Below are 13,205 nucleotides of genomic sequence, written 5' to 3'. Positions count from 1 at the left end.
CAAAAAAGCCCCGACTGCTATAGCAGTCGGGGCTTTTTTGTGGAGCTCGAATGGGGTAAGGTCATTCCGCCAAGCCGAAATTCTTCTGCGTCATCGCCAGATACGCTTCGTCGGTCATGTTGGCTTTGGCGCCCAGCACCTGTTGCGCATCGGCACCGGCGATGTAGCGCAATTGGCTCGAGCCGTCGGTGGCGGCGGTGTAGATTACTTCGGCGATCTGCTCGGCGGTGGAAGCATTGCCGCTGCGGCTGCTGAAGGCATTGAGCACGCTGCGTACCTGCCCGGCGTAGGGGTTGGAGTCGTCGGCGGGGTCGATGGTCATTTGGAGCGAGCGGGTGGCAAAATCGGTGGCTACGCCTCCGGGAGCCACTACTTTCACCTGAATGCCGAACGGTGCCAGCTCAAACCACAGCGACTCCGAGAAGCCGTCGAGCCCGAATTTGGTGGCGTGGTACAGCGAATTCATCGGAAATGCCGTGCGCCCGCCTACCGATGTGATGTTGATGATAACACCTGATTTTTGCGCCCGCATAAACGGCAACGCGGCCCGCGTGACCGCAAACACCCCGAAAACGTTGGTCGCAAACTGCGTCTGAATCTGCGCATCAGTAGCCGCCTCGAAGGGCCCAACCAGGCCGTAGCCGGCGTTGTTTACGAGCACATCGAGACTGCCGAAATCCTGGTGGGCCTGCGCTATTACGCGGGTTACGGCCGCGCCATCAGTTACGTCGAGCGCGTACACGCGCACACTAGGCAGGTCGTCGAATTTCGCGTCGGCGGGGTTGCGCATGGTGGCGGCTACCTGCCAGCCGTGCTGGGCAAAAAGGCGCACGCACGCCGCGCCGATGCCCGTAGAAGTGCCGGTGATGAAAACGGTTTTAGCCATGAGAATAAGCTGAAAATGAAGTAGTACCGAGCGATGTAGACTCGGCTCTAACAAAGACGCACCACCGCGGTCAATACTTCATCTTGGTCCAATTCTTCTGATTTTTCAAATCCGGCATTGACTATTGCGCCACGCGGCACGTGTCGGGTTACACGTGTTCCATGCCGTATTGCTTGAGTACGTCTTCGGGCACGCCGGTCCATTTGTTCGGTGAATTACCGACGTAGCCAAGATCGGCGATGCCCATTTTGCTGGTAAAGAAGCCGGAAGCGGTCAAATCGCGCATCCGATTAAAAAACGTTACGCCCTGCTTCATTTCGCGCGTGGCCTTCAGCGGATATGCAATGGCCGTTACCATTTCTAGTTGCTGCGGCGGGGTGCAATCCACGAAAGCACGGTTGAACCGGGTTAAGCACTGCACATCAAGCCAGCGCAGGCCGCCGCGCATGGGTACCTGGTGCTCCGGTATATCCTTGACTATGAACTCGATAAAGTCAGGCACTTTGGCGTCCGAGGCGCTCCCCGACTTCTCGTCTTTGGGAATGATGATATCAGCCAACACCGTGATCGTGGCCATCTCGTGCGGAGTAAAGAACTTCTCGGCGTGCAGCTTCTTATCTCGCTCTATCTCAAAGGCTTCCCTGCCCGCAACTCCCGCGTCCGCGTCCGTGGGTGTGGAAGCGGCCGGAGCCTCGGTCGTTTTAGGGGAATCGTTCTTGCAGGCATCGACCAGCAAGGCGGTCGAAAGGGTAGCTAAGCCAATGGCTTTCAGAGAGTCGCGTCTTTTCATCGGTGGGTAACAATCAGGGGTTACACGTTCAGCTTTTTTCTTTGCTCCAGGATGTACTCGCTCGTGCGCATGGAGAGCGCCAGGATGGTCCAGGTCGCGTTTTTGTCGCCTTGCTGCACAAACGGCGACGCATCGACCACAAACAGGTTTTTGCAGTCGTGGGCCTGGCACCATTTGTTCAGGGCCGATTTTTTGGGGTCGTCGCCCATCCGGACCGTGCCCACTTCGTGAATAATGCGCCCCGGCGCTTCGAGCCCGTAATTGGTTTCGGGCCCCTGAATTTTCGACGTGATGATGCCCCCCATCGCATGCATAATCGATTGAAACGTTTCCTGCATGTGCTTGGCCTGCTTGACTTCGGCATCGGTCCATTTGTAGTGAAACTTCAGGACGGGTATCCCGAATTTATCCACCACGTCGCGGTCGATTTCGCAGTAATTATCTTCTCGGGCAATGGCAGTTCCGCGGCCCGCCATGCCTACCTGGGTGCCGTAAAAGCGCCGGTAATCGTCTTTTAACGAAGCACCAAAGCCGCCGGCGTCTTTCATTTTTCCGTCGCGGCCGGGCACCAGACCGTTTAAGTTCTGGATGCCGCCGCCAAACCCATACGACGGCATGTGCATCCCGCCTCCGTATTCGATGTGATAGCCGCGGGGGAAGTCCAACTTCTTGTTATCCAGCCACCAGGGCGAATAAATGTGTACACTGCCGGCGCCATCTTCATTGTAGCGCTTCCGATCCAGTAGCTGCGGTAAAAACCCGCCCAAGCTGGCGCCGGTCGAATCGTGTATGTATTTACCCACAATGCCGCTGCTGTTGGCCAACCCATTCGGATGGCTTTTGGAAGTGGAATTGAGTAGTAAGCGAGCGGTTTCGCCGGCACTGGCCCCCAGCACGACCAGCTTGCCCCTTACTTGGTATTCCTGCAAATCATTTTTGTCCACGTACGATACGCCGGTCGCTAAGCCTTCCGCGTCGGTCAGCACCTCGCGCACCATCGCGTTGGTGATCACTTTCAGATTCCCGGTTTTCATGGCCGGAATCACCAGACAAGACGACGACGAAAAATCGGCGTAAATTTTACAGCTACGGCCGCATTGCCCGCAATAGAAACAGGTGCCGCGGTCTTTGTTGTTGGGCAAGTTTTCGGTCAAAACCGATCCGCGGCCCGGAATTACCTTCACGCCCGCCTTAGCAGCTCCTTGCTTGATAAACAGCTCGTTGAGGCGCGGTTTGGGCGGCGCCATAAAGATGCCGTCCGGTTCATTTTCCAAGCCCTCGACCGTCCCGTAAATCCCAATCAGGCGGTCCACTTTATCGTAATACGGCTTGACTTCCTCGTACGTAATGGGCCAGTCGTCGGTGAGCCCGTCGATGTGGTGGCTCTTGAAGTCGTTGGGGCCCATGCGCAGGGAGATGCGCCCCCAGTGGTTGGTGCGGCCGCCCAACATGCGGGCCCGGAACCAGTTAAACTCCGTTTTGTCTTTGGTGGTGTAGGGCTCGCCCTCCAGCTCCCAGCCACCGTAGGCGGCGTCGAAATCGCCGAAAGCCCGGTTGGTGGAGGCCCCGCGGCGCGGCGACTCATACGGGAATTTGAATTGGTGCGCGTCTTTGGCCGGATCGAAAAAAGGCCCGGCTTCCAGCATCAATACCTTCAAACCGGCGTGCGCCAATACGTAGCCGGCCATGCCGCCCCCGGCGCCCGAACCCACCACGATAGCGTCGTATACCGTACCGGTTTTCTTAATTTGGAATTCGCTCATAAATCAGGCAAACAGATTAAAGCAGTTCGATTTTTATATTCCGAAACGATACCGGGTGGCCATGATCCTGCAACGCGATGTGGCCTTTGGGATAGGCGGCAAAGTTTTTCCAAGTCTTGAATTTGCTGTTCTCAAGCAGGGCTTTCCATTCGGCGCTGCCCATCTGCGTATCGACCACTTTTGCGCCGTTCAACCAGAAAGTCAGATGCCCGTTTTGCTTGCGTAATTTCACCAAGTTCCATTGGCCGGCTGGTTTCACTACGTTTTGGGCTGGGGCCTTCATATCATACAGCGAGCCGGCCCGGTGGGTGGCTTTTTTGTTGTCTTCCGCGCTTTTATCGTCCAGAATCTGCATTTCCACTCCGGTTTCGTAAGTGGCTTGAAACGCAGGATCTTCGTGCACGCCAAAGATGATCCCGCTGTTTCCCCCTGCGGAGATATTCCACTCCAGGGTCAATTCAAAGTTTTCGTACTCGCCATAGGTTACCAAATCGCCTTGGCCTTCTGCTTTGGGATTGAGTTGCAGCGCGCCCTGCACAACCGTCCAGGCAGGTTCGGCTTTGGGCTTCAGGTAGGTATGCCAGCCCTTGGTGGTTTTGCCGTCAAACAACGACTGCTGTTTCGCCCCCGAGGTAACACTCTGACCATGAACACTTTGACTAATCAACACCACTGCCAGCAGATTGAGAAAGGAGAATTTCATAGGTTGGATAAATGGGTTTTAGGGCTTAGTAGGAAGGATTCAGGTGAGGGCGGAGTCGAGCCGAACCGGCCGGTCGGGGTACAGGCATTCGCCTTCGGGCCGACCGGGGCAGGCGCCAATATATTGATTCCCAACAGGAAAGCGAAGGCTGGCGAGGCCTACTGTTCAGTCGTGGGTGATGCGCGAGGTGTGCTTGGTGTCGGCCATGCGCAGATACACGATCAGGGAAATCACGGCGCAGAGGGTTACGTACCAATAAAACCAAGCTTCAACTCCCTGATCCTTAGCCAGTAACGCTACGTATTCGGCCGTTCCGCCAAAGATGGCCACGGTGAGCGCATACGGCAGGCCCACGCCCAGCGCCCGGATCTCGGTCGGGAACAGCTCGGCCTTCACCACGGCGTTGATGGACGTATAGCCGCTCATGATAATCATGGCCACGACCAGCAGGCCAAATGCGCCCCAACTCGTGTGCGTCTGGCCCAGCAGCGTCATCAAGGGCACGGTGCCCAGGGTGGCCCCTACTCCAAAAAACAGCAGCACCGGCCGCCGGCCCACGCGGTCGGAAATGGCACCCATGAGCGGTTGCAGCACCATGGCTACGGCCAGCGTCCAGAAGGAAATCAGGGTGGCTTCGGCCTTGGTGAAACCGGCCGTGTTAACCAGGAATTTTTGGGTATAAGTCGTGAAAGTGTAGAAAACGATGGTGCCGCCCAGCGTCAGGCCCACCACCGTGAGCACCTCGCGCGGGTACTGCAGCAGCACCCGCATCTTGCTGATTTTCTGATTATTAACAATTTCACCTTGGGGCACTTCAGTTTCTTCCTGCTTCACGAAAGCGTCCGTTTCCTCCATGTGCTGCCGCAGGTACAGGGCCACAAGGGCCGCGAGCGCCCCGATCACAAACGGAATGCGCCAGCCCCATTCGTGCAGCTGCGCGTCGGTGAGCACTTTCTGTAAGGCCAGCTGCACGACCAGCGCCAGCAGTTGCCCCGCAATGAGCGTTACGTATTGAAAACTGGAAAAGAAACCGCGGTTCTTGCGGTCGGCCATCTCGCTCAGATACGTAGCGGAGGTGCCGTATTCGCCGCCTACGCTTAGCCCCTGCAACAACCGCGACACGACCAGCAGCACCGGCGCAAACACGCCAATGCTGGCATAGGCCGGCGTGAGCGCAATGAGCAGCGAGCCGGCGCACATCAGCAGCACCGATAGCAGCAAGGCTGCCTTACGGCCGTGCCGGTCAGCATAAAGCCCTAATAACCAACCACCTAAGGGCCGCATCAGAAATCCCACTGCAAAGATGGCGGCAGAGTTGAGCAGCTGCGCCGTTTGGTCGCCTTTGGGGAAAAAGGCCGGCGCGAAGTACAGCGCAAACGCCGAGTAAATGTACCAGTCGTACCACTCGACCAAGTTGCCCACCGAGCCGCTGAAGATGGATTTGATGCGCGAGGCCATCGTGCGCTGCGGCGGGCGTATTGAGGTCGTTAGGTCCGGCATGGGAAAATAGAAGTGGTTGGGAAACGTAAGCTAGCACGGCAACCGGAGAAGCGCACAAAAGCAACGCGTTTTATCAGCCCTTGTACCTCAATCGCGCATCGGTTGTTCACTAGAAGTAGCGAGGTAGCACTTCGCGTTATTATGCCCCTAGAGAAATAGCTTGGTACTTTTCCTATGCGGATCCAAGAAGCGGCATTATGTTAATCAACTTTTCCTAGGATCCGGTCACCTTGTCAGTTTAGCTGCTTTCCAGTTTTTGTCTAACTAGAAGCCTTATCAAAAAAGCAACCCACACTAACTCATGCAGCCTGGTAATCTCTTACCCATCACCACCCTTGGTGACCGCTGGGTAGATAACGACTTGATGATGCTTCACGCTTGCTTCCAGTTGTTGACCAACTGCATCGAGCAGGAACACTTGTTTACGGCGACTGAATGGGAGGAAAACGAAGCCAAACAGCACGCCAGGCAAGAGCTGGAAGCGTTGCATCAATGGTGGCAAGAACGGAGCGAAGTAGAACGGCAACGGCAGCTAGACCCGATCTGGACGAAGAACCAGTACGAAAAGGATAATCAGATGCTAATCCGCTTAATTAAGGTGCGTCAGTATTTGTGGACGTAGCAGCAACGACCAGCATATAGGTTGCTCTATTAAACATAAAAGGACTTCTCGGACTGGAAAATGCGCCTCACATGCTGTCTTCGCTGTCAAGGTGTTTGTGCGCCATTTTATGGCCGGCCATTACAACTTCTTGTAAAGCGAGAAGCGAGGATCTTTGTGCGCCAATTTGACCTCTTTGTTGCGTTTGTTTACAATCACTGCCCTTCCTGATAGGTCCGCTTGTTGTTGGGTGGGGGTTAGCTTGGACAGATCCACGCTGGTAGATAAGAAACCGACATGCCAGTTGTCGGGGTCGTCGGAGATGCAGAAGGCTTTGGGGTGAAGACGGTTCCTTCTTGCTTGGAGCAGGGTGTTGATGTCTTTCTCATCAGCATCAAAGAGCTCGTATGTTAGGTTCGCCCGATTGGCTGGTGCCGAGGTGTAGCCGTTCTCCTGGATAAACATTTCTGCTAAGTGGATGGCTTGTTGTTGAGACAGTTCCCGGGTCTGGCCTGAGGATAAACGGCTCACCAAACCCATCAGGACCACAAGTACGCCTAACCATTTGTTCATATCTCTTAAAGCGATGGGAATGCATCCCGGTTAGTTTTTGGCCAGAAAGTGTGCAGGAAACTATACTGAAGACTCTCAACTTGAAAGCAAGTTACCCTGCTTTGCAATTGGACAGAACGGCGAGAATAAAAACCTTCGGAGGCCGCTTCTTTCGCGGAATCCTTCCTTAACATAATCGAAGTTATATCCCCGATGTCGGAAAAGGACCGATTTTAGCCTCTACCGCTCCGGACGGGCAGAGGTAGTACTTTGCGGGGAAGGCTTAACGGGGCTGCACACTGTACGAAAGGCCCTTGCAGCGTATTCCATGCCCGAGGCCGTTCAAGGTTACCGTGTACTCTCGCAAGAAGGCGTCATGGCTCGCGTGGAAATCCACTTCGTACGCGAAATCGAAAGCCAAGCTCTTCACTTCCGTTAAGGTGAGTTCCAAGTTGGCAATGCCCTCGAACCCTTCAAAGGCAATGGTCACGGTTCCGAGGGCATTCGGCGCAATTAGCCACCCCCCCTCCACGCCGGCCGGGGACTCATAGCGGATGGACTTGATGAAGATGTCGTCGCTATCAAAAAAAGACACCAGCGGCGCTAAATCAGAGGAGTTCTGCGGGGGCTGAGTACGCATGGAATAGAAGGGCCAAAAGGAGTCGGTAGAGTACCAGGAGGGATGATGCAAGGTATTGCCTTTCCAAGCTCTTATCCCGGCGTCGCAGCTGCCTTGGTACTTGGTTTGGTGTGCGCGCTGAATGTCTTAGCGCGGAGCTTCCTGCTTCAACTGTAGGTTCTGCGCCTGCGCCATAGGGACCGATAAGCGGCGGGCTTATCGGTCCCTATCCTACCTCCGTGTCGCGCAAAAATGTCCGTTTTGTGAGACAGCTCCACGGGTACGGGGCCGTCCCTGGCGTAGACGGTGATCAGCGTAGGATTATTGCAGGGTAGAAAAGCCTCCCTTGGACCCCATAAACACGAATTTATGCACGCCGCAATCGTATTGAAAATACGTGCTGAGGGCTCCGGAATTGATTAGCTGAAGTTGCCGGCCCGTTTTCTGCACCGCGAAAGGGATAACCTTGATAACAAACTCATTGCCCTCCACTTGCAAGGGAACGACTCTGGTTAAATACACGCGCTTGGGTCGGTGTTTGAGTTTTTGCTGCAGCGCTTCCGGGGAAACGCACACGAGCGTCAGGCCATTGATGGTCGTCGAAGCGGGTAGGCGCAGCAGTAGGTTTTCCTCCAGCCAAATCTCTTTGACCGTCGGAAAGTACTGCTGCACATACGTGCAAAATTCGGTTAACGCTTTATGATACACGTTGGTGGCGGCCGGTGCCGCCGTATCATACCGCGCCTGCGAGAATCCTGGCAGAGACAGCGCCGTGGAAAGCAAGGCGATCAGAACGGACTTCTTCATGGGAAGGGAGGGCTGCTACAGTGGTGGAGGGGCTCCTACGCCGCCGGGGAGCTAGGCAACTCTCCGTACGTGGTTTCGGCCAGCAGCCAGTAAAGGTCCACCGGGCGGGTGGTCGGGGCTTCGCCGGCGCCAGCCCGGAATAAAGACGGAAAGGGCGGCAAATTACCACTTAGAAGCGAAAGGGCTGGAGGCTTGAAAATACCACTTTCCCGAGACTGCGCTTATAACTACTTTTATAAATAAGCCGAGGCGGTTGTTGTGGTTCATCGCGCCCATGTTTTTCTTGTGAGGTTTGCTTTCCGTATAATGCTACTTCGCAACAGGCTTAAAACTAATGGCTGCACCGCCGCCGGGGGCCAATTGTAGCTTGAGCGCCGTGCGGCTGTTTACCGATTGCTGCCGAATTTGATAGGCTGCGGGGTTCTTCTGCCAATCGGCGTCCTTGGCGTCGGCGTAGATGGTGGCTACGTACTTGGTGCCGGGAGTCAGGAAATTTAACTTCACCGTCTGCTGCCGTGCCTGCTCGTCGGTGATGGCGCCCAAATACCACTCCTCCTTGCCCTTGGCCTTGCGGGCGGTCACGATATAATCGCCGGGCTCGGCGGCCAGAATGCGCGTGTCGTCCCAGTCCACGGGCACGTCTTCGATGAATTGGAAAGCGTCGAGGTGCTGGTTGTAGTTTTCGGGTAGGTCGGCCGCCATTTGCAAGGGGCTGTACATGGTCACGTACAGGGCCAGTTGCTTAGCTAAAGTGGTATGTACCTGGCGCTTCGGGGCACTGGCCGCGTAGCCTTGGAGCTTGAAAATGCCGGGCGTGTAGTCCATCGGCCCGCCCATCAGGCGCGTAAAGGGCAGGATGGTTTCGTGCTCGGGAGCATTGCCGTCGCTGAAGGCGTTGAACTCGTTGCCGCGGGCGGCTTCCGAAGCCAGCCAGTTAGGATACGTGCGGTGCAGGCCAGTCGAACGCACGGGTTCGTGCATGTCCACCATGATGTGGCTCGCCGCCGTTTTTTGCGCCGTGTGCACGTAATGATTAACCATCCATTGCCCGTCGTGGTGCTCGCCACGCGGGATGATGCGGCCCACGTACCCCGTTTTCACCGCGTCGTAGCCGTGCTCGTCCATAAAGCGGTAGGCGGCATCCTGGCGCCGCTCGTAGTTGGTCGCGGAGCCGGAGGTTTCGTGGTGCATGATGATTTTCACGCCTTTGCTGGCCGCGTAGTGCTGCAACTCATCCACGTTAAAATCCGGGTAGGGCGTCACAAAGTCAAACACTTCCTCTTTCCAGTTGCCTACCCAATCTTCCCAGCCCACGTTCCAGCCCTCAACTAACACGCCTTGGATGTGGTGCTGGGCGGCAAAGTCGATGTAGCGCTTCACATTGGCCGTAGTGGCGCCGTGGCGGCCGTTGGGCTTCAGGCGGCTCCAGTCGGTGCCGGCCAGCTTGATGTTGCTGGAGTCCGAGTAGTTCCAGGAAGCGCGTCCCACCTGCATTTCCCACCACACGCCCACAAACTTCTGCGGCTTGATCCAGCTTGGGTCCTGAATCTGGCTCGGCTCGTTCAGGTTCAAGATCAGCTTCGAGGCCAACACCTCCGGCGCCTTATCGCTGACCACGATGGTGCGCCAGGGCGTGTGCTCGGGTGCCTGCAAATAAGCCATGGCCCCCGTGACGGCAGGCACCAAGTCGCTGGTTAGGCCAAAGGTTTTGGGGTCTACGGTGAGCATCATGGCCGGATAATTCACCAGCGCCGCTTCGTGAATGTTCACGTACAGCCCGTCATCCGACTTGAGCATCAGGGGCGTTTGCACGCGGTAAGGCGCTGCTTTCAGCTGAATGACCTCAATGGGCGTGGTGTTGATCTCGCTCAGGCGAGAGGTGGTATAAGCATACTCATTGGAATCGTAGTCGCCCGGAATCCAAAACGCTTTGTGGTTGGCGGGCAGGTTAAATTCCGTATGCTCGGCCGTCACGGTGAAGTACTGCAGGTTGGCCTGCCGCGGCCACTCATAGCGAAATCCTAGCCCGTCGGCGAACACGCGGAACACCACGTCGAGTAGGCGGCGCGGCGCGGCCGGCTGACGCAGGTGCACCGTGAGCTGCCGATAGTGGTTGCGAATGGTTTTGACTTCGCCCCACACCGGCTGCCACGTTTCGTCTACGTCCTTGGTTTCGCTGCCTACCACTTCCAGCGGGCCCTCAAAGCCTTGGCCATCCGCCAGCGCAACACCCAGGCGGGAGGGCTTGACAACTACCTTCGCGCCGTAGCGCAAGGTATAAGTGGGCTGCCCGTTGGGGTTCAGGGCAAAGGTTAAGCCGACTTGGTCTAGCTGGGCCGTCAGTGGGGCGTGCTGGCCTACGGCTTGTAAGCTGGCCAGCAGCAAGGCGGCTATGAGCAACTGCTTCATTAAGGTAGAAATTGGAGTGCGGCAAAAGTAGGCAAAGCGCCCGGCTTTGGTTGACAAGGCCCGCAGCGCATATTAGTCCGTTGCTGACCCTAAGTATGGTTCTCAGACGCGCCCAGCAAAACGTTCATTTGTTCTTTCCCGACGAGCGCGTGCCACCATGCGGAACGCCGCATCTATCTTTGTTGTCTGAATACCATTCGGTCTGAAGGCTAGCTCCCTTTCACCCACTATGCTCGACAAGAAAGAAATTGAGGTGCTGCTTCCGGCGGAAGTGGCCTACGACGAGTACGCGCGCTACGGCGCCCTGCTCGATGCTGCGGGTTTGCAGCCCGGCGAAGCCGATTTTGTGCACCTGCGCCGCCGTTCCATCGATGCCCGCGGCCGGCAACCGCTCGTACGGCTGCGGGCGGATGTGTGGCTCACCCCGCCTCCTGCCGAATTATTCGGCCCCTGGTTTCAGTACCCCGATGTCAGCGGCGCGCGACGCACGGTGCTTATTGTGGGCGCGGGTCCGGCGGGGCTGTTTGCAGCGTTGCGAGCTATCGAATTGGGTATCAAGCCGATAGTAGTGGAGCGCGGCAAAGATGTGCGCACCCGTCGCCGCGATTTGGCTGCTTTAAATAAGGAGCATCTCGTCAATCCCGATTCCAACTACTGCTTCGGCGAAGGCGGGGCCGGTACGTATTCAGATGGCAAGCTGTACACGCGCTCTACCAAACGCGGTGACATTCAGCGCATTCTGCGGCTACTGGTGCAGCACGGCGCTACGCCCGACATTCTGGTGGATGCTCACCCGCACATCGGCACCAACAAGCTGCCCTCCGTGGTGGCAGCCCTGCGCGAATCGGTGCGGCAAGCGGGCGGCGAGGTGCATTTTGATACGCGGGTGACCGACCTGATCTTGGATAAAAATCGCCTGCGCGGCGTCGTGACAGCTACCGGCGAAGCGCTTGAAGCAGATGCCGTTATCCTGGCCACCGGCCACTCGGCCCGCGACATTTACGAGCTGCTGCACCGCCGCGGCGTGCGCGTCGAGGCCAAGCCGTTTGCCCTGGGCGTGCGCGTCGAACATCCGCAGGCCCTCATCGACCAAGCCCAGTACCGCCGCACCGACCGCGGCCCGCTGCCGGCGGCTTCTTACGCGCTGGTGCACCAAACCCAGGTGAAAGGCAAGCAGCGCGGTGTGTTTTCGTTTTGCATGTGCCCTGGCGGCTTCATCGTGCCGGCGGCCACGGCCCAGGGCGAAGTCGTGGTGAACGGCATGTCGCCGAGCCGCCGCGACTCGCGGTACGCCAACTCCGGCATTGTGGCCGCTATCGAGCTGGAAGACATGGACTTACGGCAGCATGGTGCTTTGGCCGGCTTGCGGTATCAGCAGGAAATCGAGCAGCGCGCCTGCGCCCTGGCGGGCCATACGCAGCTGGCTCCAGCTCAGCGGTTGGGCGATTTTCTGAAGAACAAGCTCTCATCCGAGCTGCTGGAAACCTCCTACCAACCCGGCCTCACCCCCATCCGCATGGACGACGTGCTGGGTGCCAATCTGGCCGAGCGCCTGCGGCAAGGCTTCCAGAATTTCGGCCGCAAAATTCCAGGTTATGCCACCAACGTGGCCCAGATTGTGGGGGTAGAAAGCCGCACGTCGGCGCCGGTGCGCATTCCGCGCGACCCGGCCACGCTGCAACACCCCGAAATTACGGGCCTTTTCCCCTGCGGCGAAGGCGCGGGCTTTGCAGGCGGCATTGTGTCGGCAGCCATGGACGGGGAGCGTTGCGCAGAAGCAATGGCGGCGCTATCTATTTCATAAATAATTAATAATCAAGTATTTACAAAATAGATAACGCGTTCGTCTCGTTGAGCCGGGCCAACACAGTGTGCACCATTTGGTCGCAGCGGTGCCCCAGGTAGGCGAACGTACGGTGCGGATCAAAACTGCCCAGCCGGGCGCGTAGCTGGGCGCGGGCCCGCAGCAGGCGCACTTTCACGTTCATTTCCGTAAGCCCCAGGCTCTGAGCCGTTTCGGATACGCTCATGCCTTCCACGGCGCGCAGCACAAACACGCTCCGGTACTTGGCGGGTAGCTCACAAACGGCCGTTTCCAACGCCTCGCGCAACTCGTCATTAAGCACGGCTTGCAGAGGCGTACGCTCGTCGGGCTGGGCTAATTCGGCCGGGGCAGGGGCGGTATCCAGGTCTACGAAACGGCGCTGGCGGCGCTGGCCCATCAGGCATTCGTTCAGTAGAATCCGCGTAAGCCAGGTGGCAAAACTGGCGCGGCCTTCAAACTTGCTCAGGTGTTCGTAGGCCTTCACCCAGGCATTCTGCATGGCTTCTTCTACGGCCTCGGCATCGCCTAGCACTGCAATGCCGGCGCGGTAGAGGCGCTGGTTGTAGCGGCGCATAAGCAGCTCGAAAAGTTGCTTTTCGCCGGCTAATACGCGGCCAATCACGTCAATATCGGGGAGCGGAGCGTAGGGCATGGCGGCAATGGGCGGAAGCATGACGAATGAAGTTAAACACTTCTTGGCGAAGCAGTTAGACAATGGATGCACAAGTAGGCGCTTTGGTTACAAAACCT

General features: G+C 57.3%; 12 protein-coding genes. 2 read left to right on the top strand and 10 right to left on the bottom strand.

The features are described from left to right. Positions 1–61: 61 nt before the first annotated feature. From FHG12_RS18310 to FHG12_RS18290, 5 genes are all read right to left on the bottom strand, one after another. The gene (locus FHG12_RS18310; protein ID WP_139517140.1) at positions 62–886 is read right to left on the bottom strand and encodes an SDR family oxidoreductase; all 825 of its coding nucleotides are present in this window, start codon (positions 884–886) and stop codon (positions 62–64) included. Between the two features lie 148 nt (positions 887–1,034). Beyond that, positions 1,035–1,676, bottom strand: a complete 642-nt coding sequence (locus FHG12_RS18305; RefSeq protein ID WP_139517139.1) for a gluconate 2-dehydrogenase subunit 3 family protein — start codon at positions 1,674–1,676, stop codon at positions 1,035–1,037. Between the two features lie 20 nt (positions 1,677–1,696). Next, positions 1,697–3,439 (bottom strand): GMC family oxidoreductase, encoded by a 1,743-nt coding sequence (locus tag FHG12_RS18300; RefSeq protein ID WP_139517137.1) that lies wholly within the window; start codon positions 3,437–3,439, stop codon positions 1,697–1,699. Between the two features lie 16 nt (positions 3,440–3,455). After that, positions 3,456–4,142, bottom strand: coding sequence for a 3-keto-disaccharide hydrolase (locus tag FHG12_RS18295; RefSeq protein ID WP_139517135.1), 687 nt, complete (start codon positions 4,140–4,142; stop codon positions 3,456–3,458). Between the two features lie 165 nt (positions 4,143–4,307). Then, a complete protein-coding gene (locus FHG12_RS18290) occupies positions 4,308–5,600 on the bottom strand; it encodes an MFS transporter (RefSeq protein WP_394348456.1) in 1,293 nt (430 codons plus the stop codon). Positions 5,601–5,943: 343 nt separating this feature from the next. On the opposite strand from FHG12_RS18290, the gene FHG12_RS18285 reads away from it, so the two are divergent. After that, on the top strand, positions 5,944–6,264 hold the full coding sequence (locus FHG12_RS18285) for a hypothetical protein (protein WP_139517132.1): 321 nt from the start codon (positions 5,944–5,946) through the stop codon (positions 6,262–6,264). A 120-nt stretch (positions 6,265–6,384) separates the two neighbouring features. On the opposite strand, the gene FHG12_RS18280 is transcribed toward FHG12_RS18285, so the two are convergent. The 4 genes from FHG12_RS18280 to FHG12_RS18265 form a co-directional block, all read right to left on the bottom strand. Continuing rightward, positions 6,385–6,816 (bottom strand): hypothetical protein, encoded by a 432-nt coding sequence (locus FHG12_RS18280; protein ID WP_139517130.1) that lies wholly within the window; start codon positions 6,814–6,816, stop codon positions 6,385–6,387. A 262-nt stretch (positions 6,817–7,078) separates the two neighbouring features. Beyond that, complete coding sequence (locus tag FHG12_RS18275) at positions 7,079–7,435, bottom strand: hypothetical protein (protein WP_139517128.1); 357 nt, start codon at positions 7,433–7,435, stop codon at positions 7,079–7,081. 300 nt (positions 7,436–7,735) lie between these two features. Then, complete coding sequence (locus tag FHG12_RS18270) at positions 7,736–8,221, bottom strand: hypothetical protein (RefSeq protein WP_139517126.1); 486 nt, start codon at positions 8,219–8,221, stop codon at positions 7,736–7,738. Between the two features lie 309 nt (positions 8,222–8,530). Continuing rightward, positions 8,531–10,630 (bottom strand): glycoside hydrolase family 97 protein, encoded by a 2,100-nt coding sequence (locus tag FHG12_RS18265; protein WP_139517124.1) that lies wholly within the window; start codon positions 10,628–10,630, stop codon positions 8,531–8,533. 229 nt (positions 10,631–10,859) lie between these two features. On the opposite strand from FHG12_RS18265, the gene FHG12_RS18260 reads away from it, so the two are divergent. Continuing rightward, the gene (locus FHG12_RS18260) at positions 10,860–12,434 is read left to right on the top strand and encodes an NAD(P)/FAD-dependent oxidoreductase (RefSeq protein WP_139517122.1); all 1,575 of its coding nucleotides are present in this window, start codon (positions 10,860–10,862) and stop codon (positions 12,432–12,434) included. Positions 12,435–12,453: 19 nt separating this feature from the next. Here FHG12_RS18260 and FHG12_RS18255 read toward each other — a convergent pair whose 3' ends face one another. Continuing rightward, positions 12,454–13,128, bottom strand: coding sequence for an RNA polymerase sigma factor (locus FHG12_RS18255; protein ID WP_139517120.1), 675 nt, complete (start codon positions 13,126–13,128; stop codon positions 12,454–12,456). Between the last annotated feature and the right edge of the window lie 77 nt (positions 13,129–13,205).

It is taken from the genome of Hymenobacter jejuensis (genome assembly GCF_006337165.1).
Taxonomy (GTDB): Bacteria; Bacteroidota; Bacteroidia; order Cytophagales; family Hymenobacteraceae; genus Hymenobacter; species Hymenobacter jejuensis.
The sequence above is the reverse complement of the archived record's forward strand: the minus strand, read 5'-3'. Positions and strand labels throughout refer to the sequence as shown.

Excerpts from the sequence above, each read along its gene's own strand:
- FHG12_RS18310 (WP_139517140.1), bottom strand. The coding sequence starts at position 886 with ATGGCTAAAACCGTTTTCATCACCGGCACTTCTACGGGCATCGGCGCG.
- FHG12_RS18305 (WP_139517139.1), bottom strand. The coding sequence starts at position 1,676 with ATGAAAAGACGCGACTCTCTGAAAGCCATTGGCTTAGCTACCCTTTCG.
- FHG12_RS18300 (WP_139517137.1), bottom strand. The coding sequence starts at position 3,439 with ATGAGCGAATTCCAAATTAAGAAAACCGGTACGGTATACGACGCTATC.
- FHG12_RS18295 (WP_139517135.1), bottom strand. The coding sequence starts at position 4,142 with ATGAAATTCTCCTTTCTCAATCTGCTGGCAGTGGTGTTGATTAGTCAA.
- FHG12_RS18290 (WP_394348456.1), bottom strand. The coding sequence starts at position 5,600 with ATGGCCTCGCGCATCAAATCCATCTTCAGCGGCTCGGTGGGCAACTTG.
- FHG12_RS18285 (WP_139517132.1), top strand. The coding sequence starts at position 5,944 with ATGCAGCCTGGTAATCTCTTACCCATCACCACCCTTGGTGACCGCTGG.
- FHG12_RS18280 (WP_139517130.1), bottom strand. The coding sequence starts at position 6,816 with ATGAACAAATGGTTAGGCGTACTTGTGGTCCTGATGGGTTTGGTGAGC.
- FHG12_RS18275 (WP_139517128.1), bottom strand. The coding sequence starts at position 7,435 with ATGCGTACTCAGCCCCCGCAGAACTCCTCTGATTTAGCGCCGCTGGTG.
- FHG12_RS18270 (WP_139517126.1), bottom strand. The coding sequence starts at position 8,221 with ATGAAGAAGTCCGTTCTGATCGCCTTGCTTTCCACGGCGCTGTCTCTG.
- FHG12_RS18265 (WP_139517124.1), bottom strand. The coding sequence starts at position 10,630 with ATGAAGCAGTTGCTCATAGCCGCCTTGCTGCTGGCCAGCTTACAAGCC.
- FHG12_RS18260 (WP_139517122.1), top strand. The coding sequence starts at position 10,860 with ATGCTCGACAAGAAAGAAATTGAGGTGCTGCTTCCGGCGGAAGTGGCC.
- FHG12_RS18255 (WP_139517120.1), bottom strand. The coding sequence starts at position 13,128 with ATGCTTCCGCCCATTGCCGCCATGCCCTACGCTCCGCTCCCCGATATT.